Source organism: Stutzerimonas azotifigens (genome assembly GCF_013522725.1).
GTDB classification, from domain to species: Bacteria; Pseudomonadota; Gammaproteobacteria; order Pseudomonadales; family Pseudomonadaceae; genus Stutzerimonas; species Stutzerimonas azotifigens_A.
On the sequence record NZ_JAAMRF010000004.1, the window covers coordinates 118813 to 136885 of the forward strand.

At 62.6% G+C, this 18073-nt stretch carries 15 protein-coding genes and 1 riboswitch; of the genes, 6 read left to right on the plus strand and 9 right to left on the minus strand.

Annotation, left to right across the window (positions count from 1 at the left end):
- Window positions 1-51 precede the first annotated feature (51 nt).
- From G7026_RS09225 to thiC, 3 genes are all read right to left on the minus strand, one after another.
- On the minus strand, window positions 52-948 hold the full coding sequence (locus G7026_RS09225) for a GDP-mannose 4,6-dehydratase (RefSeq protein ID WP_181070478.1): 897 nt from the start codon (window positions 946-948) through the stop codon (window positions 52-54).
- A complete protein-coding gene (gmd, locus tag G7026_RS09230; RefSeq protein ID WP_181070774.1) occupies window positions 948-1979 on the minus strand; it encodes a GDP-mannose 4,6-dehydratase in 1032 nt (343 codons plus the stop codon). The genes G7026_RS09225 and gmd overlap by 1 nt, the downstream gene beginning before the upstream one ends.
- Window positions 1980-2270: 291 nt before the next feature.
- Window positions 2271-4151: a phosphomethylpyrimidine synthase ThiC gene (gene thiC / locus G7026_RS09235; RefSeq protein WP_181070479.1), complete on the minus strand. Its 1881-nt coding sequence runs from the start codon at window positions 4149-4151 to the stop codon at window positions 2271-2273.
- 101 nt (window positions 4152-4252) lie between these two features.
- Window positions 4253-4359: riboswitch (TPP riboswitch) on the minus strand.
- Between the two features lie 184 nt (window positions 4360-4543).
- Between thiC and G7026_RS09240 the strand changes: the two genes are divergently transcribed.
- Window positions 4544-5998 (plus strand): TolC family outer membrane protein, encoded by a 1455-nt coding sequence (locus G7026_RS09240; protein ID WP_181070480.1) that lies wholly within the window; start codon window positions 4544-4546, stop codon window positions 5996-5998.
- Window positions 5999-6041: 43 nt separating this feature from the next.
- Here G7026_RS09240 and waaA read toward each other — a convergent pair whose 3' ends face one another.
- Complete coding sequence (gene waaA / locus G7026_RS09245) at window positions 6042-7310, minus strand: lipid IV(A) 3-deoxy-D-manno-octulosonic acid transferase (protein ID WP_181070481.1); 1269 nt, start codon at window positions 7308-7310, stop codon at window positions 6042-6044.
- Window positions 7311-7455: 145 nt separating this feature from the next.
- On the opposite strand from waaA, the gene G7026_RS09250 reads away from it, so the two are divergent.
- From G7026_RS09250 to G7026_RS09265, 4 genes are all read left to right on the plus strand, one after another.
- Window positions 7456-7788, plus strand: a complete 333-nt coding sequence (locus tag G7026_RS09250; protein ID WP_181070482.1) for a DMT family transporter — start codon at window positions 7456-7458, stop codon at window positions 7786-7788.
- A 71-nt stretch (window positions 7789-7859) separates the two neighbouring features.
- On the plus strand, window positions 7860-9035 hold the full coding sequence (locus tag G7026_RS09255; RefSeq protein ID WP_181070483.1) for an NAD(P)/FAD-dependent oxidoreductase: 1176 nt from the start codon (window positions 7860-7862) through the stop codon (window positions 9033-9035).
- Window positions 9032-9841 carry an aldo/keto reductase gene (locus G7026_RS09260; protein WP_181070484.1) on the plus strand — a complete coding sequence of 270 codons (810 nt, stop codon included), beginning with the start codon at window positions 9032-9034 and terminating at the stop codon, window positions 9839-9841. The genes G7026_RS09255 and G7026_RS09260 overlap by 4 nt, the downstream gene beginning before the upstream one ends.
- 41 nt (window positions 9842-9882) lie before the next feature.
- Window positions 9883-10797 carry a metal ABC transporter ATPase gene (locus tag G7026_RS09265; RefSeq protein ID WP_181070485.1) on the plus strand — a complete coding sequence of 305 codons (915 nt, stop codon included), beginning with the start codon at window positions 9883-9885 and terminating at the stop codon, window positions 10795-10797.
- A gap of 15 nt (window positions 10798-10812) precedes the next feature.
- Here the strand turns inward: G7026_RS09265 and hldE are convergent, their stop codons facing one another.
- Complete coding sequence (gene hldE / locus G7026_RS09270; protein WP_181070486.1) at window positions 10813-12234, minus strand: bifunctional D-glycero-beta-D-manno-heptose-7-phosphate kinase/D-glycero-beta-D-manno-heptose 1-phosphate adenylyltransferase HldE; 1422 nt, start codon at window positions 12232-12234, stop codon at window positions 10813-10815.
- Window positions 12235-12448: 214 nt separating this feature from the next.
- Between hldE and G7026_RS09275 the strand changes: the two genes are divergently transcribed.
- Window positions 12449-13036, plus strand: a complete 588-nt coding sequence (locus G7026_RS09275) for a toluene tolerance protein (protein ID WP_181070775.1) — start codon at window positions 12449-12451, stop codon at window positions 13034-13036.
- A gap of 13 nt (window positions 13037-13049) precedes the next feature.
- On the opposite strand, the gene G7026_RS09280 is transcribed toward G7026_RS09275, so the two are convergent.
- The 4 genes from G7026_RS09280 to msbA form a co-directional block, all read right to left on the minus strand.
- The gene (locus tag G7026_RS09280; protein WP_258190220.1) at window positions 13050-14210 is read right to left on the minus strand and encodes an O-antigen ligase family protein; all 1161 of its coding nucleotides are present in this window, start codon (window positions 14208-14210) and stop codon (window positions 13050-13052) included.
- Between the two features lie 37 nt (window positions 14211-14247).
- The gene (locus G7026_RS09285) at window positions 14248-15132 is read right to left on the minus strand and encodes a DUF6625 family protein (protein ID WP_375138196.1); all 885 of its coding nucleotides are present in this window, start codon (window positions 15130-15132) and stop codon (window positions 14248-14250) included.
- Window positions 15129-16088, minus strand: coding sequence for a glycosyltransferase family protein (locus G7026_RS09290; protein WP_181070488.1), 960 nt, complete (start codon window positions 16086-16088; stop codon window positions 15129-15131). Before G7026_RS09290 ends, G7026_RS09285 begins: the two co-directional genes overlap by 4 nt.
- 83 nt (window positions 16089-16171) lie before the next feature.
- On the minus strand, window positions 16172-17983 hold the full coding sequence (gene msbA, locus G7026_RS09295) for a lipid A export permease/ATP-binding protein MsbA (protein WP_181070489.1): 1812 nt from the start codon (window positions 17981-17983) through the stop codon (window positions 16172-16174).
- Between the last annotated feature and the right edge of the window lie 90 nt (window positions 17984-18073).

Genomic DNA, 18073 nt, shown 5'->3' on the forward strand with positions numbered 1-18073 from the left:
TCGGCTGCGCCCAAGCGCAGCCGACTCGTCACAGCATGTCGAACTCGCCCTTCAAGCGCTGGTGAGCATCCAGCGCAGGGTTTCTTCGAGCGGCGGCGTGTCCCATTCTCCGAGCAATGCGCGCAGCTTCGACGCATCGCCACTGAGCGTTTTCACCTCGTTGTCGCGGACGAATGCCGGATTCACCTCGATGCGAATCTCATGGCCGGTAATCGCCTGACACATCGAAACAGCTTCGCGCAGCGAATGCGTGCGCCCGGAGCTGACGTTGACCGTCTGCCCCAGCGGCCTGGCTTCGAGCAACCCGCGATAGGCCTGCGCCACGGCACGCACATCGCTGAAATCGCGCCAGACGTCGAGGTTGCCCAGTTCGATCTTTTGCGCCCGGCGGCGAAAGTGGGAAACGATCTTGGGTAACAGGAAGTTCTCCGCCTGCCCAACACCGGTGTAGTTGAAGGGTCGCGCGATCACGATCGGCAACCGCGGCATCCACAGACTGGCCATGTACTCCATCGACAGCTTGCTCACCGCGTAGTCGTTGGCCGGCGCCGGCGCCGTCGTCTCGCTGAGCATGCCTTCGGAGGCGTTACCGTAGACGTTGGCGCTGCTGGCCAGGAGCACGCATTCCGGCGGCGTGCTCGCCGCGGCGAGAGCCTCCAGAAGATTGCGCGTCCCGATCAGGTTGACCTCGTAGAAGCCATTGGCGTCGCCGTGGCCGACGAACGCCAGAGCCGCAAGATGCACCACTACCTGGGGCCGCAACTCCTCCACCAGGATGCGTAGCGCACCGGCGTCGGTGAGATCGGCCTGGTAGTAGCCAGGCGTGTTCCCCGCCTGGCTGCCCAGTCCGATGACTTCATAACCATTGGATGCCAGCTCGGCCGCCATGTAGCGGCCGGTGAATCCGCGTACGCCGGTGATCAACGCTCGCTTGGGGGCGTTCGTCATCAGAACGAGAACCCTGTCTCGTTACGACGCAGGTCCGCCTCGACCATCATGCGGCACAGCTCTTCGAGGTTGGTCTTGGGTTCCCAGCCCAGCTTCTCCTTGGCCTTGGCAGGATTGCCGATCAGCAGCTCGACTTCGGCCGGGCGGTAGAACTTCGGATTGACCTTGACCACCAGTTTGCCGGTCGAGGCATCGAACGCCTGCTCCTGGTCACCCTGGCCCTTCCACTCCAGATTCACGTCGATGGCCTTGAACGCCATGGAGACGAAGTCGCGGACGGTTTCGGTGCGGTTGGTCGCCAGTACGAAGGTGTCCGGCTCGTCGGCCTGCAGCATGCGCCACATGCCTTCGACGTACTCCTTGGCGAAGCCCCAGTCGCGCTTGGCGTCCATGTTGCCCAGCTCGAGCACGTCCTGCTTGCCGAGACGGATCTTGGCCACGGTGTCGGTGATCTTGCGGGTCACGAACTCACGGCCGCGCAGAGGCGACTCGTGGTTGAAGAGGATGCCGCTGGTCCCGAAGATGTCGTAGGACTCGCGATAGTTGATCGTCATCCAGTGGGCATAGAGCTTGGCCACGCCGTAGGGGCTGCGCGGATAGAACGGAGTGCTCTCGATCTGCGGGATGGCCTGCACCTTGCCGAACATTTCCGAGGTCGATGCCTGGTAGAAGCGAACCTTCGGATTGACGATGCGGATCGCCTCGAGCAGGTTCACCGGGCCAATGCCGGTGATGTCGGCGGTGGTGAACGGCTGATCGAAGGAGACACCCACGAAGCTCTGCGCAGCGAGGTTGTACACCTCGGTCGCCTCGGTGGTCTGCAGCAGTCGGATGCTCGAAGAGAGATCGGTCAGATCGTATTCGACCAGATGCAGGTTCGGGTTCTTGTCGATGCCCAGCTCTTCGATACGCCAGAAATTGACCGAGCTGGTGCGGCGGTAGGTGCCATAGACGGTGTAACCCTTGTCGAGCAGCAGTTGCGCTAGATAAGCACCGTCCTGACCTGTAATGCCGGTGATGATAGCTTTCATATGCATCCCTCTAGTTCCATCCAATGCCTGTCCAGGCGTCTATCAGTAATCGACGTCCGCGGTACGAACGCCGAGATCAGACGCTCTGTACTGCCGGCAATACTCATCGCGTGAAGCTTGCTCGGAACGACGTATCCCGTCGGACGTTGATCGGACCAGAAAGGCGCGCAGAAGTTTTCACCTCCGCACGCCTTTTTTAAGGCCCGCCCCCAACGCGATCGCGCTCCAGAGCCCTTCACGCCACGACCGCTACCCCGAACGCAACACCGAGATGGTATTTCGGGAGGCCGATCACACCTGCCGGTAGATCACCGAACCTTCATCCTTGAAGCGCTCGGCCTGTTCGGCGAAGCCGGCCTCGATGGCCTTCTGCTCGTCCGTCAGGCCGTTTTCCGCGGCGTATTCGCGCACCTCCTGGGTGATCTTCATCGAGCAGAACTTCGGTCCGCACATGGAGCAGAAATGCGCCACCTTGGCCGAATCCTTGGGCAGCGTCTCGTCGTGGAAGCTGCGTGCGGTGTCCGGGTCCAGACCCAGGTTGAATTGGTCCTCCCAGCGGAACTCGAAGCGCGCCTTGGAGAGCGCGTTGTCGCGAATCTGCGCGCCGGGATGCCCCTTGGCGAGGTCGGCGGCGTGGGCGGCGATCTTGTAGGTGATGATGCCGGTCTTGACGTCATCCTTGTTCGGCAGGCCCAGGTGCTCCTTGGGCGTGACGTAGCAGAGCATGGCGCAGCCGAACCAGCCGATCATCGCCGCGCCGATGCCGCTGGTGATGTGGTCGTAACCGGGCGCGATGTCGGTGGTTAGCGGGCCGAGAGTGTAGAACGGCGCCTCGTCGCAGCATTCGAGCTGCTTGTCCATGTTCTCCTTGATCAGGTGCATCGGCACGTGGCCAGGGCCTTCGATCATAGTCTGCACGTCGTGCTTCCAGGCGATCTTGGTCAGCTCGCCAAGGGTTTCCAGCTCGCCGAACTGCGCGGCGTCGTTGGCGTCGGCGATCGAGCCAGGACGCAGCCCGTCGCCCAGCGAGAAGCTGACGTCGTAGGCCTTCATGATTTCGCAGATGTCTTCGAAATGCGTGTAGAGGAAGTTTTCCTGGTGATGCGCCAGGCACCACTTGGCCATGATCGAGCCGCCGCGCGAGACGATGCCGGTGACCCGTTTGGCGGTCAGCGGCACGTAACGCAAGAGCACGCCGGCATGGATGGTGAAGTAATCCACGCCCTGCTCGGCCTGCTCGATCAGGGTGTCGCGGAACAGCTCCCAGGTGAGGTCTTCGGCGATGCCGCCGACCTTCTCCAGCGCCTGGTAGATGGGCACCGTGCCGATCGGCACCGGGCTGTTGCGGATGATCCACTCGCGGGTCTCGTGAATGTGCTTGCCGGTGGACAGGTCCATCACCGTGTCCGAGCCCCAACGGATGCCCCAGGTCAGCTTGGCCACTTCTTCCTCGATGGAGGAGCCCAGCGCCGAGTTGCCGATGTTGCCGTTGATCTTCACCAGGAAGTTGCGGCCGATGATCATCGGCTCCAGCTCGGTGTGGTTGATGTTGGCGGGGATGATCGCGCGACCGCGCGCCACTTCGTCACGCACAAATTCAGCGGTGATTTCCTTCGGGATCGCCGCGCCGAAGCTTTGGCCCTTGTGCTGAGCATCGAGCAGCCCCGCTTCGCGCGCTTCGGCGAGTTTCATGTTCTCGCGGATGGCGACGTATTCCATCTCGGCCGTGACGATGCCCTTGCGGGCGTAATGCATCTGGCTGACGTTCTGCCCGGCGCGGGCTCTGCGCGGGTTGCGTACGTGGGCGAAGCGCATCGCCGAAAGCTCGGCATCATTGAGACGGCGCTGGCCGAACTCGGAGGACAGCCCGGGCAGCCTTTCGGTATCGCCACGATCCTCTATCCAGGCGCTGCGCACGTCGGCCAGCCCCTGGCGGACATCGATCTGCACGTTCGGGTCGGTATAGGGACCGGAGGTGTCGTAGACGGTCACCGGCGGGTTGATCTCGCCCCCGAAGGCGGTGGGCGTCACGTCCAGGCTGATCTCACGCATGGGCACGCGGATGTCCGGGCGCGAGCCTTGAACGTAGATTTTCTGCGAACGCGGGAAAGGCTGGATCGACTGCTGGTCGACCTGGGCGGACTGGCTAAGGTTTTGTATTTCTGCACGCATCAGGCTGGCTCCTCGAAAGTTGTCGGAGCGAACCTGAACAGCACGGCGGACTAAGGGCATCGGGTGCGCCGGAACTGGCGCCGAGAGAACCCGCCCATGGCTGACGAGTACATCTTGTTCCCTACGCAGGCCTTAACCTGATCAGGTTCAACGGGATCCGGAACTTTCCGATCTCAGCCTTCGCTTCAAGGCACCCCGACAAGAACGGGTCGAGTCTAATCAAGAGTTGTCGACTTTGCCACGACGCTTGACGAGCAATGCACTCGAAGCCGGCCCGAGACGACATTCGCGCCCGTGAACGACCCGCAGGGCGCGCCCTGCGACTCTTCTTGACCCCCTGTCGGACCCGGCATAGCCTTGCCGTCTTCTTGCCCGCCTCATGGATAGATGCAATGTTGCGCAGACTCTCTCTGGCAATCGCGGTGGCCGCTGCGGCCGGTATCGCCAGCGCTCAGCAAACCGCGGCTCCACTTCCCCTTCGCACGGATCTGGTCAGCGTCTATCGCGAGGCGGTCGCCAACAACGCCGACCTCGCCGCCGCCCGTGCGCAGTTCAACGCCTTGCAGGAAGTGGTGCCCCAGGCACGCGCCGGCCTGCTACCGCAGCTGAGCGCCGGGGCCGAGATCAGCAATACGCACACCGATGTCGACACCAGCATGGGCTCGCAGTCGATTTCGCGCAGCGGCAACCTCTACCAGGCCAGTCTGAGCCAGCCGCTGTTCCGCGCCGATCGCTGGTTCGGACTCAAGGCCGCCGAAGCCACCAGTGAGCAGGCAGCCCTGGAGTTCTCCATCGCCCAGCAAGACCTCATCCTGCAGAGCGCGCAAAGCTATTTCGCGGTGCTGCGCGCCCAGGACAACCTGGCCGCGGTGAAATCCGAGGAGGCGGCATTCAGGCGCCAGCTGGACCAGGCCAACGAGCGCTTCGAGGTCGGTCTCTCGGACCGCACCGATATGCTCGAAGCCCAGGCAGGCTATGACACCGCGCGCGCAAACCGAATGCTTGCCCAGCGCCAGGTCGACGACGCCTTCCAGGCGCTCTTCACCCTGACCAACCGTGAATACATCGCCCTCGAAGGCATCGAGCACAGCCTGCCGGTACTCGCGCCCGTCCCCAACGACGCCAAGGCCTGGGTGGACACCGCGGCCCGCCAGAACCTGAACCTGCAAGCGGTCAACCACGCGGTGACCGCCGCCGAGGAGACCCTGCGCCAGCGCCGTGCCGGACATGCCCCCACCGTCGATGCAGTGGCCTCCTATCGCCGCGGCGACAACGACAGCCTGGGCTTCACCAATACCGGCGTTTCGGCGGTGCCCGGCTACCCGCGCTACAACGGCGACGTCGAGCAGCGCACCATTGGGCTGCAGCTCAACATCCCGCTCTACAGTGGCGGCCTGACCACCTCGCAATCGCGCGAAGCCTACCACCGCCTCGACCAGACCGAGCAGCAGCGCGAGAGCCTACGCCGCCAAGTCGTGGAAAACACCCGCAACCTGCACCGGGCGGTGAATACCGACGTGGAACAGGTCCAGGCCCGTCGCCAGTCGATCGTTTCCAACCAGAGCGCGCTGGAAGCCACCGAAATCGGCTATCAGGTCGGTACCCGCAACATCGTCGATGTACTCGACACCCAACGTCGCCTGTTCGCCGCCGTGCGCGACTACAACAACGCGCGCTACGACTACATCCTCGACAACCTACGGCTCAAGCAGGCGGCCGGCACGCTAAGCCCGGCAGACCTCGAGACGCTCGGCCAGTACCTCAAGCCGGACTACGACCCGGACACCGACTTCCTGCCACCAGACCTGTCGCAGAACCTTGGCCGCCCGACCAACTTGGATCGCTGACGAAAAAGCCCGGCATCGCCGGGCTTTTTTTCGGCCTACAGGTTCAGGCGCGCGCCAGGGCCGCACCGAGAGTTTCCAGCAAACGCCGCAACGCTCCCTGATTGGCCTTGACCACCGAGAGCCCGGCCTCGCGCATCCGTGCCGCCGCCGCGTCATCTGCCCATAGGCGCAGCAGGTGCGCATGGAGCCCTTCGGCGTCGTCGACCTGCACCAGCGCACCGCCTTCGCGCAGCCGCGCGGCGATCTCCTCGAAATTGAATAGGTGCGGGCCGCTTAGCACCGGTTTGCCCAGCGCTGCCGGCTCGAGCAGGTTGTGCCCACCGTTGGGCACTAGGCTGCCGCCGACGAAGGCAAGATCCGCCAGCGCATAGAGATAGAGCAGTTCACCCATGGTATCGCCGAGCAGAACCTGGGTATCGGCGTCGACCGGCTCGTCGAGCGATCGCCTGACCGTGGCGAACCCTTGCCTGCGCGCCAGCGCGTGCACGTCGCCGAACCGCTCGGGATGACGCGGCACCAGAATCAGCAGCGCGTCGGGACGATCCGCCAGGAGCTGGCGGTGAGCCGAGAGGACGACCTCGTCTTCGCCACGATGGGTACTGGCCGCGATCCACACCGGCCGCCCCTGCCATGCCTGCCGCTGATGGGTGGCGCGCTCAGGGAGCTGGGGATCGATGGCCAGGTCGTACTTGATCGACCCGGTCACCTGCACCGCTTCCGCGCGCGCGCCCAGCGCCCGGAAGCGCTCGGCCTCGGCCTCGGTCTGCACGGCGATGCAGGCCAGTTCGGCCAGCATCGGCGCGACGAGCCCGCCGAGCCGCCCATAACCGCGGGCCGAACGCTCGGACAACCGCGCGTTGGCCAGAACCACCGGGATACCGCGCCGGGCACACTGATGGATGTGGTTGGGCCACAGCTCGGTTTCCATCACCACCGCCAGCTGCGGGCGCAGGCGATCGAGAAAGCGCGCCGCAGCCCAGGGCAGGTCATAGGGCAGATAGCAATGCTGGACGCTGTCGCCGAACAGCGCCTGGATGCGCTCGGAACCGGTGGGGGTCATACAGGTGATGGTGATCGGCATTTGCGGATACCGCGCCATCAGCTCGCGGATCATCGGGGCGGCGGCAATGCTTTCGCCCACCGAGACCGCATGCACCCAGATGCCGCCCTGGCGCAGGGGTGGCGGGCCAACGGCGAAGCGCTCGCCGACTCGGCGTGCATATGCCGGAGCCCGCCAGGCACGCCACAGCAGGCGCAGCGCGATCAGCGGCAGGGCGAGATGAAAAAGCAGCGTATAGAGGGGTCTGTTCATGGCCGCGCAGCTTAGCAAAAGCCGGCGGTGACGCGGAGCGTACCGATGCGGGGCGCGGCCAGCCATGCGCCGGGCGGGCGATCAATGCTAGCGTTGCCTGTCACTCTCGAAGCGTAACCGCCCGCCCCTCGCTCAAGGACTGCCCATGCCCGCCTACCTCTACCTCGCCTTCGCCATCGTCGCAGAAGTGATCGCCACCACCTCGATGAAAGCGCTCGACGGGTTCAACAAGCCGTTGCCACTGGCGCTGGTCGTATTCGGCTATGGCACCTCGTTCTGGATGCTGAGCCTGGTCGTCAAGAGCATCCCCGTGGGTATCGCCTATGCGATCTGGGCGGGCCTGGGCATCGTTCTGGTGAGCGTCGCCGCCTCGGTCCTCTACGCGCAGAAGCTCGATCTGCCGGCAGTGCTGGGAATGGTGCTGATCATCGCGGGCGTGGTGGTGATACAGCTGTTTTCCAGCAGCACTGGACACTGACCTGGCAGCGCCTGCCGAAACCCGCCTGAACGGCGCGGGTTATACTGCCTGTTTTCAACGCGAGGCCGGACATGTCCACATCCCTGAGCACAGACGTACTGATCGTCGGCGGCGGCGTCGCCGGTTTATGGCTCAATGCGCGCCTGCGCCAACAGGGCTATTCGACGGTACTGCTGGAGCGCGGCGCGCTGGGTGGCGGACAGAGCATCAAATCCCAGGGCATCATCCACGGCGGCACCAAGTATGCACTGCACGGCGCGCTGACCGGCGCCTCCGAGGCCATCGCCGACATGCCACGCCGCTGGCGCGAAGCGATCGGCGGTGCCGGCGAACTCGATCTGGCGGGCGTACGCCTGCTGTCGGATGCACATTACCTGTGGTCGCCCGGCACGCTGGCCGGCAACCTCACCAGCTTCTTCGCCAGCAAAGCGGTGCGCTCGCGCGTCGAGCAGGTCAAGGGCAACGCGCTGCCCCCTGCGCTGCAGAATGCCCGCTTCAAGGGCAAGGTGTATCGCCTGAGCGAGCTGGTACTCGACGTACCCAGCCTGATCGCGCGCCTGGCCCAGCTGGCCGGAGACAGCCTGATGGCCGCGACGCAGATCGAACCCCTGCGCGAGAGCGGCGAGCTCGTCGGACTGATCGTCGACGGCGTCGCGATACGGGCCCAACGCATCGTACTCAACGCCGGCGCCGGCAATGCCGAACTGCTCGCCTCGCTGGGGCTGGACCAACCCGCCATGCAGCGGCGACCGCTGCACATGGTCATCGTCAAGTCGGTCAACCTCAAGCCGCTGTACGCCCATTGCCTGGGGGGCGGCACCAAGCCACGCGTCACGGTGACCAGCCATCCGGCAAGCGATGGCCGCTGGGTCTGGTACCTGGGCGGCGACCTTGCCGAGGCGGACGGCGTGGCGCGCTCCCCCGAAGCGCAGATCGAAGCCGCCAGGCGCGAGCTGGCGGACCTGGTGCCCTGGATCGACCTCAGCGATGCGCAGTGGGCGACGTTGCGGGTCGAGCGCGCCGAGCCGGCGCAATCGAACCAGGTCAGGCCGGACAACGCCTTCCTCGCCGAACAGGGCCGCCTGCTGGTCGGCTGGCCGACCAAGCTTGCCCTGGCACCAGACTTTTCCGACCGCGTCGAAGCGGTGCTGACCCGCGACGGGATTCAGCCCACGCCCCATGAGCCGCTTCCCGCCCTGCCACGCCCACCGATGGCCAAGCCGTTCTGGGAGGAGCTGCTACCGTGAAGACGCTGCATGACCTGCATCGCCCGCTGGGCAGCACCGGCCTTCGCGTATCGCCGCTGGGCCTGGGCACCGTGAAGCTCGGCCGCGACCAGGGCGTCAAGTACCCGAACGGATTCACCATCCCCGACGACGAGCAGGCTCTCCGCCTGCTGGCCTGCGCCCGCGAGCTGGGCATCAACCTGATCGACACCGCGCCGGCATACGGCACCAGTGAGGAGCGTCTCGGACCGCTACTGCAGGGGCAGCGGAACGACTGGGTGCTGGTGAGCAAGGTCGGAGAGGAATTCGAGAACGGCCAGTCGCGCTTCGACTTTTCCGCCGCCCACACCCGCTATTCGGTGGAGCGCAGCCTCAGGCGCCTGAAAACCGACCGGATCGACTTGGTACTGGTTCATTCCGACGGCAACGACCTGGCGATCCTCGAACAATCGGACGTCTACCAGACGCTCGCCGAACTCAAGCGCGAGGGCAAGCTGCTGGCGTTCGGCTTTTCCGGCAAGACCGTCGAGGGTGGCCTGCTCGCCCTGCGCGAAGGAGACTGCGCGATGGTCACCTACAACCTGCAAGCGCGCGAGGAGAAAGCGGTGATCGATTACGCCGCCGCACACGGCAAAGGCATCCTGGTGAAAAAGGCCCTGGCCAGCGGCCACGCGTGCCTTGCCGACGGCGAAGACCCGGTGAGGCGCAGCTTCGAGCTGCTGTTCGGCGAGCCCGGTGTCGCCAGCGCAATCGTCGGAACCATCAACCTGCAACATCTGTCGGATAACGTCGCCAGCGTTGCGGCCGTATTAAACCAACAATCCTGAGCCGCCCGAGCGGCCACGCCCGACGCGAGAAGGAGCCCGAGATGCCGCGAGTCCTCATCCGAAAGAACCCCGCTTCCTTCAAGACCCTGCCCCTGAGCGTCGAGGCCAGCCCTGAAGGCCTGCGCTACCAGAGCCTGGGCACGCCGCTCAACTTCAGCCAGATGCTCGAGCGCCGCCGCCCGATCGACGTCGAAGATCCGGAGCGTTTCTCCGTCCAGCTGGCCAATCTGGGCGTTTCGGTACGCCTGACCCTCGAGTGGCAGGGGCGCGAGTACTGGGTCCTGGTGCGCCAGCAACGCCTAGATCGCGGCGACGTCGTCCTCAAGCTGATTTCCGGCTACGTTCCGGCCCACGAACTCAACCTGCCGCTGCTTACCGCCATCCAGGAGATTGCCGAGGAATGCCTGCTCGAAACCAGTGACGGCTGGCTCGCTGGCCGCTTTGGTGATACCTGGCTGCCAACGCCCTACGCCAATGCGCTGCGCTACCGAGAATCGGCCAATTTCAGCCTGGGCTCGCTATCTGGTTCGGCGCGCCCCGTGCAATGCGGAAGCATGACGCTGATGGAGCGGCCCCGGGCCTACGTGCACCTGCCCACCGCCTCGCTGCAACTGGTCTACGACATGCGCCTGGACTTGCCCAAGGATTGCAAGCAGCTGAGCCTGTTTCATGTCGACGAGCGCATCGAGGACGACAAGCTGGTCGCTCGACTGGAGCGCAGCAAGCCCGACCTCTACCTGATCCCGTTGCACGAAGGCCGCCCGACGGCGGAGCTGCTGACGTTACGCAAAGGCATGCTGACGCCCGTCAGTACCCGTGGCGTTTGCCTTTCGGAAAGTTTCGCGCCGCAGACTGGCTGGATCGTGCGCGAGGAACGCACCCGCTGGAAGGACTGGATCAGCCAGCAGAACATCCAGCCTCCGGTGCCGACGCGCCCCCGGCAGAACGCCAGCTGACGCAGCCACGATACGTCAACGGCTGCGGATCTTCTCGACGATGGCGGTCGTGGAGCTGTTCTCGACCAGCCCGAGCACCTTCACCGTACCGCCATAGGCCTTGACCAGATCGGCACCGACCACTTGGTCGACCCCATAGTCGCCACCCTTGACCAGCACATCGGGCTTGACCTGCGCCAGCAGGTTTTCCGGCGTGTCTTCGGGGAAACAGACCACCCAGTCCACCGCACCGAGCCCGGCCAGCACGGCCATGCGCCGATCGACCGAGTTGATCGGCCGCCCTGGGCCTTTCAGACGGCTGACCGAGCCGTCGTCGTTGACCGCCACCACCAGCCGATCGCCCTGCGCGCGCGCCTGCTCAAGATAAGTCACATGGCCGGCGTGCAGGATGTCGAAGCAGCCGTTGGTGAAGACGATCTTCTCGCCCTGAGCGCGCGCATCCTCGATCACTGTCAGCAACTGCTCGAGCGTCATCACGCCCCGCTCTGAGCCCTCCTCGCGCTGCACCGCGCGGCGCAACTCCGGCGCGCTAATGCAGGCGGTCCCGAGCTTGCCGACCACGATTCCCGCCGCCAGGTTGGCCAGCGCCACCGCCTGAGGCAGTTGCTCGCCCGCCGCGAGGCTCGCCGCCAGGGTAGAGATCACCGTATCGCCCGCACCGGTCACATCGAAGACTTCACGGGCACGCGCCGGCAGGTGCAGCTCGGGACAACCGGGACGCAGCAAGGTCATGCCATGCTCACCGCGCGTGACCAGCAGCGCCTGCATATCCAGATCCTCGATCAGCGCTAAGCCCTTCGCAACAAGATCCGCCTCGTCGACACAGGGACCCACCACCGCCTCGAACTCCGCCAGGTTCGGCGTGATCAGCGTGGCGCCGCGATAGACCTCGAAATTCTTGCCCTTAGGATCGGCCAACACCGGGATGCCTTTCGCCCGCGCAGCCTGGATGAGGGCCTGATGATTCTTCAGCGCGCCCTTGCCGTAATCCGACAACACCAGCACCTTGACCCCAGAAAGCAGCGCGTCGGTCGAGGCAAACAGCTGTGCGGGGTCGGTATCGAAGGGCTCTTCGAAGTCCATCCGCAGCAGCTGCTGGTGACGACTCATAACGCGCAGCTTGACGATGGTCGGCTGGCTCTCGATCTGTTGAAAGTGCGCCTGGACCCCCGCCGCAGCCAGGCTATCGGACAGGCTCTGCCCCGCTTCGTCGACGCCCGTCACGCCAACCAGAGAAGCTGGCGCGCCAAGCGCCGCGATATTCAGCGCGACGTTGGCCGCGCCGCCCGGCCGATCCTCAATCTGATCGACCCGCACCACCGGCACCGGCGCTTCCGGAGAAATCCGCGACGTACCGCCATGCCAGTAGCGGTCGAGCATGACATCGCCCACCACCAGAACGGGCGCGCGATCGAAACGGGGCAGGGATAATTTCATGGGAACTCTCGGGCGGGCGGAAGCGATAATAATAACATGCCGTACAAATGCCTCTTCGCAGGCAGATTCAATGCCATCACCTCGATTGGAAACAAGCGCTGGTAAGCCGCATGGCATTCGAGTACGCCTCTGCGGCATCATGTGCGCTTTTCAGGCAATGATGGCCCCCGCTTTGAACATACACCGCAAACTTGCCGACGCAGAACTGCAGCAGATGCTTGCGGGCGCTCGCATTTTGGAGAAGGACAGCTTCGGACCGAAAGTCTACGCACTGAACAATGGCGAGATTCTCAAGATTTTTCGCCGCAAGCGTATGTTTTCCTCAACCTTGCTTCGCCCGAGTTCACAACGCTTTTACGACAACGCCGTGGGGCTTTCTGCTCTTGGGATTCCGACAGTCACACCACTTGCATGCTATCGCCTCGACGATGCACGCCGTACGGCCGTCCGCTATCAGCCGTTACTCGGAGACACCCTGAGCGACAGACTCAGACACTCCCCTGAGCAATGGCGAGACATCCTTCCCTCGCTGGCGAGATTCATAAACCAGCTGCATGCAAGGGGCGTTTATTTCCGGTCGTTGCACGCGGGCAACATCGTGATCACCGCCAATGGCGAGTACGGACTGATCGATGTGGCCGATATGCGCCTGCGTCGCAAGCCTCTGTCGAAAGCGCTGATCAGGCGCAACCGCGAGCACTTCGAGAAATATGCGCGCAAGGAACAACTGCCGCTCGAGCCTGGGGCGCTTTGGACCGCCTGTGAACGTGGCCAGGCCATCAGTCTGCCGGCTGGCTTATAGGTACAGCGGCAGCCTAGCCTGAGTGCGAAGCAGAAAGGCGCGGATGGCTGATCAGACAAGCAGGAAGAATGACCAACAGCCAAAGCTCGTCGGGGTTGCCGATCAGCTTGGTCCCATCGAAATTCAAGCCAATCAAAGCCGTCGCAAGGTATAGCCCCCAGGGATCCCGGCTTAGCCAAGCACGTCTCAGCACTACGGTCATCAATGCCACGAAGATGACGAGCGCCACGGCACCACCGAATACGCCGAGCGAAAGGAAGATACTGTGCGGATGGTTGATGGCCTCGCCGTTGAGCAGCAACTGGTCGGTTCGATGCTCAAGTCCGCAACCCATCCAAAGACCGCACGCGTACCACTCGTGCAGCATGATGCTCCATAGCTGGAGCCGACCCGCGTCGGCGCGTTCGAATAAGCTGCCCACCTCGGGATATGTCAGACCTGCCCAGAGCGCGAAACTGCCCACTATCACCAGGCTGCCCGCCAGCCAGAGCGAATCGCGCAGGCGGCGAAACGAGAGATAGATCGAAGCCAGTAGTACGAGCGCGGCCAAGGCCACCAATCCGGAGCGGCTTTGCAAGACATATCCCATGCAGAACAGCGCCACCAGCAGCGCGAACGCCAGCTCGGCGAACTGGCGCGAACGAAGCCAGCCAGGCAGCGCCAGAGCAAAACAGCAGGCAATCCACATGCTCGTGTAGATCGGTCCGGTCATTCTCGAAGGCAGCCAGAGCACCCGCTCGCCCAGCGCGTAATGGCCGGTCTCCCAATAGAACAGCGCGGAACCCGATACGTAGCCGACGAGAATCCAGTACAGCGCTCTGGCGAACAGCGGGTGCCGAAACGGCTGAGGGTCAATCAGACGACTGACCGTGAGAACAAAAAGCGCGACATAGAGAAGATGCTTGTAATGCTGGGCATCACCCGACCAGATGCCTACCACGGCGAACCATGCCAGCAGCAACGCCCAGAGCAGAAGATCGGAAGACGCCTTGACCCCCGCCCCCCGGTAGTAAAGCAGTACACCCAAGGACGGTAGCGCCAGAACCGCGTAATACACGTTGTTGACCATCTTGGCCGTCGGCAGGACAAGGTAGCTGCCTATAAAAAGCACTAGCGCCACGGTGAAGTATGCGGAACGCCGATCTGCCGAAAAAAATGACACTAACGCTTTCAATTCGGCCTCCAAAGCCAGGTCCGCGTGCGAATTGTCGTCAACCGTTTACAGAGCGAAACCCTTCGGATGTCACGCTCCAGGCCGAGGCGTGCGCCAGATCGGCCTGGGGCACCAGGCTTTCCGGCGCAAGATTGGGCCAAACCTTCGACTTCCAAGTGATGAAATGGAAGTAGGGAAACGGACGAGCGCCGTCGAGATCATTGGTCAATTCGCCGTCGCGCCAGATCCAACGCGAGGGGAAACAAGCCTTACCGTCATGCCAAACGATCCGCGCATTGGGCGTTGTGAAGGCCTCGGCGAACTCACTGTTGCGACGCCACGGGTTGAATCTGTCTGCCAGGAGCCTCATCGGCTCTGGCCAGTTCTTGTGGCGGATGAACAAACGACTGAACGCTCCCTCGTCAAAAGCGTTGTGCTCATCGACGCTGAATTTCTGCCGCCATCCTGGCACCTGCTTGAAGGCTTCCCGCATCTTCGGCGTGTTGCGTAGCAGGCAGAGATGACCGGAAACGCGCCGATCATGGGTCGAGAGCAGGTCGAAGCGGGCCAGACGCTGCGGCGAGAAATAGGCTCTCAGATTGCCGTACACCAGGTCGATGTCGCTAAAGCCCCAGAAATCGTAGCCGTCGAGCTCGTCAGCGTGGATGTAGCCAAGCGCCGGCTTGATATCGCACAGTTTGTAGGGATTGGATGGGCGAAACTCGATTCCCAGCCGTTGCGACACCAGGTCACAGTAACGCTCGAAGCTCATTGGCCTCAGGGCGACGTTGGTCGGCAGACCATCGGGAACTCCGCAATCAGAGAAGAATATCCACTGAATGTCCGGATTGCCTTCCACGCTTTTCAGGAAGAATGGCATCCAGAATGGCCATTGCCCGAAATAAGGAATGAGAAATACAAGGCGCGGCGCGGGCATGCTCACCATCCAAAGCGGTAGCGGAGTTTATCAAGCCAATTGGGCGGCGGCACGGCCCGCAACGGCGGCTTCATGGCGTCCACCGCTGCCGCGCCAATCCGCTCGAAACTGTAGCGACTCTCGGCGAGGCGTTGCCCGCTGAAAGCGATCCGATCGGCCAGCCCCGGATCGGCCCGCAATATCGACAGCTTCGCTCTCAACTCGGACACCGTCTTGTAGAGCACGATGTTTTCCATGTCGACGAACCCGAGTGCACGATTCTCCTCGGCGCCCTGGTCGAACGCCAGCAGGACGCAACCACAGGCCATGGCCTCGAAGTTCTTGATCATGTATTCGCCCATCCCCACGTCCGCGCTGACGAAGAAGCGGATGCGATTGAGGGTCTCCAGATATTCGGCACCCGAGGTGGTCCGGGCGACAACAAGCTTCTCCGCTTTCGCCAACTCATCCAGCAGCAGCCTGCGCCCTGCGTAAGCCTGGCTCTTGGTGCTGCCCAGAAAGCCGAGTTCAATATCGCGGGGACCATCCAGGTTTCTCAGTAACGTCTGGTCGTACCCTTTTGGCACGAAGACTGCGTCGAATCCTTCTTCTTGCAATCGCCGTGCGACGACTGCGCTGGATACCAGAATCCGCGCGCCGGGCAAGCGGCGATAGTGCCTGCTGAACTTCCCCTTGTACTTGCAAGGGATGTAGTTCTGGTAGGCATCGTGCTCAAGGATTACAAGATTAGGAATGTTGCGAATGAAGCCAGCCTGGCGAAGCTCCTGCTTGAAGCGCAGGAAAAAAACAATACGGTCGTAACGCGAAACGTCGACGTGCTGCTCGAAGTAAAGACGCAGGTTCGATTGCTGCTTCTTATCGAGCCAGCGAATGTCGCAAATCGAATTATCACCAATCGCCTGATAAAGCCGGTCCAGAATTGCACGCTGCTCGCTCTGAACCAAGAACAGAAGTTTAAGCATTTACGTTCGTAGACCATTTGGGTGGCCAAGGCCGAGCCTAGAAGCGGTGCGGCGGCATAAGTAAGCACGTGAAAGCAAGACACTCAACTTAGAGCATCGCTCGTCTCTTCGGGCTTCTCATCAGCGAACTGACGCGAGTGAAGTCTTGCGTAGTACCCACCCTGCGCCAACAGCTCGGAATGAGTACCCCGCTCGACGATCGTACCCTGATCCATCACCAGAATGAGGTCGGCCTTTTCGATAGTCGACAGCCTATGAGCGATTACCAGGGTAGTGCGGCCTTTCATCGCTACATCAAGGGCGGCCTGAATATGGCGCTCAGACTCGGTATCGAGGGCCGAAGTCGCTTCGTCGAGGATCAGCACCGGAGCGTCTTTCAACAATGCCCTGGCGATTGCTAGGCGCTGGCGCTGTCCGCCGGATAGCAGCACGCCGTTCTCTCCGACCAGCGTTTCGAAGCCCTGAGGAAGGTTGTCTATGAATTCCGCCGCATAGGCATCCTCTGCGGCCTTGCGGATAGCGCTCGGCGGTGCGGAGGCAAGATCGCCATAGGCGATGTTGCCGGCTACCGTTGCATTGAACAGCGTGACCTGCTGCGTCACTAAAGCAATGTGCTTGCGCAGATTGGCTAGCGTATAGCGCTCGATGTCCAGCCCATCCAGCAGGATTTCTCCTTCCTGATGCTGATAGAAACGGGGGATGAGATTGGCCAGTGTCGACTTGCCGCTCCCCGAGCGCCCGACCAGGGCGACCAGTTGCCCCGGCTCGACCGTAAAATTGATTCCCTTGAGGATCATTTTTTCGGTGCCAGGGTAGGTGAAATTCAGATTGCGAACCTCCAGACGCCCCTGAGCACGTTCGCGCACCTCGGTACCGTGGTCGATTTCGGGCTCCTCATCCAGCTGCTCGAAGATGCTTTCTGCACCGGCGAGACCTTTCTGGATGGTCGAGCTGACCTCCGAAAGCTGGCGGATCGGCTTGGGCAGCAGCCCAGCCGCAGTGATGTACGCGACCAGGTCACCCACCGTTGCATCACCGCGCAAGAAGAGCACGAGAAACATCAGCAGCGCCATGGCGCTATAGGTGACCAGTTGCAGCATCGGGGTGTACACCGCGGAGGTGCGGATCATTTTCAGCTGCTTGCGGGAGTTGTCGTCGCTGGCCTCGTAGAATCGCTTGCTCTCATAGTTCTCCCCGCCGAAGCTGCGAACCACGCGATAGCCCTGAATGGTTTCCGATGCCACGTGAGTGAGTTCTCCCATGGCACCTTGAATCTTGCGGCTCTGGCTGCGGAAACGCCGACTCGCCGCATTAACCATCAGAGAGATAACCGGCAACACTGCCACCATCACCAGCGTAAGCTTCCAGTTCATCCACAGTAGATAACCGAACAGTGCGAGCACCGTAAGGCCTTCGCGCACGATGACCTTGAGCGCGTCGGTTGCGGCGCCCGTTACCATAGTGACGTTGAAAGTGATCCTCGAGATCAGATGCCCCGAGGCATGGTTGTCGAAGTACCGGTTGGGCAGTCTGAGCAGGCTGTCGAACAACGCAAGGCGCAGGTCCTGCACCAGTCCCAGCGATACGCGCGCCAGGTAATAACCACCGAGAAACGAACCGATCCCCTGCCATATAGTGATGAGAAGCAGCGCCAGCGGCACACCATAGAGGAGCTGCATCTCTCCAAGCACTGGCAATTGGGTCACGCTCTGTTCGGGCTGTGCCAGGCCGTCGACAAAATATTTCAGCAGCCCTGCCATCATGGGTTGCGTTGAGGCAAAGATCACGTAGCCCACCATACTCACGGCGAACATGAACCAGTAGCGGCGCACATACGAAAGCAGCCGGATGTACAGTTTCAGGCTAGACAAGCGGTCACTGGAAGACTCGGACATAGAACGGGCAGCTCAAAAGATATGAGGCGGATTGTAGCATCTCGCCTGGATAGACGCGGCGCGCACCCACCGCCAGGCAGACGCAAAGGC

What these genes read in the sequence shown, in the direction of transcription:
- G7026_RS09225 (WP_181070478.1), bottom strand. Translation starts at nt 948, where the DNA reads ATGACGAACGCCCCCAAGCGAGCGTTGATCACCGGCGTACGCGGATTC.
- gmd (WP_181070774.1), bottom strand. Translation starts at nt 1,979, where the DNA reads ATGAAAGCTATCATCACCGGCATTACAGGTCAGGACGGTGCTTATCTA.
- thiC (WP_181070479.1), bottom strand. Translation starts at nt 4,151, where the DNA reads ATGCGTGCAGAAATACAAAACCTTAGCCAGTCCGCCCAGGTCGACCAG.
- G7026_RS09240 (WP_181070480.1), top strand. Translation starts at nt 4,544, where the DNA reads ATGTTGCGCAGACTCTCTCTGGCAATCGCGGTGGCCGCTGCGGCCGGT.
- waaA (WP_181070481.1), bottom strand. Translation starts at nt 7,310, where the DNA reads ATGAACAGACCCCTCTATACGCTGCTTTTTCATCTCGCCCTGCCGCTG.
- G7026_RS09250 (WP_181070482.1), top strand. Translation starts at nt 7,456, where the DNA reads ATGCCCGCCTACCTCTACCTCGCCTTCGCCATCGTCGCAGAAGTGATC.
- G7026_RS09255 (WP_181070483.1), top strand. Translation starts at nt 7,860, where the DNA reads ATGTCCACATCCCTGAGCACAGACGTACTGATCGTCGGCGGCGGCGTC.
- G7026_RS09265 (WP_181070485.1), top strand. Translation starts at nt 9,883, where the DNA reads ATGCCGCGAGTCCTCATCCGAAAGAACCCCGCTTCCTTCAAGACCCTG.
- hldE (WP_181070486.1), bottom strand. Translation starts at nt 12,234, where the DNA reads ATGAAATTATCCCTGCCCCGTTTCGATCGCGCGCCCGTTCTGGTGGTG.
- G7026_RS09275 (WP_181070775.1), top strand. Translation starts at nt 12,449, where the DNA reads ATGCTTGCGGGCGCTCGCATTTTGGAGAAGGACAGCTTCGGACCGAAA.
- G7026_RS09290 (WP_181070488.1), bottom strand. Translation starts at nt 16,088, where the DNA reads ATGCTTAAACTTCTGTTCTTGGTTCAGAGCGAGCAGCGTGCAATTCTG.
- msbA (WP_181070489.1), bottom strand. Translation starts at nt 17,983, where the DNA reads ATGTCCGAGTCTTCCAGTGACCGCTTGTCTAGCCTGAAACTGTACATC.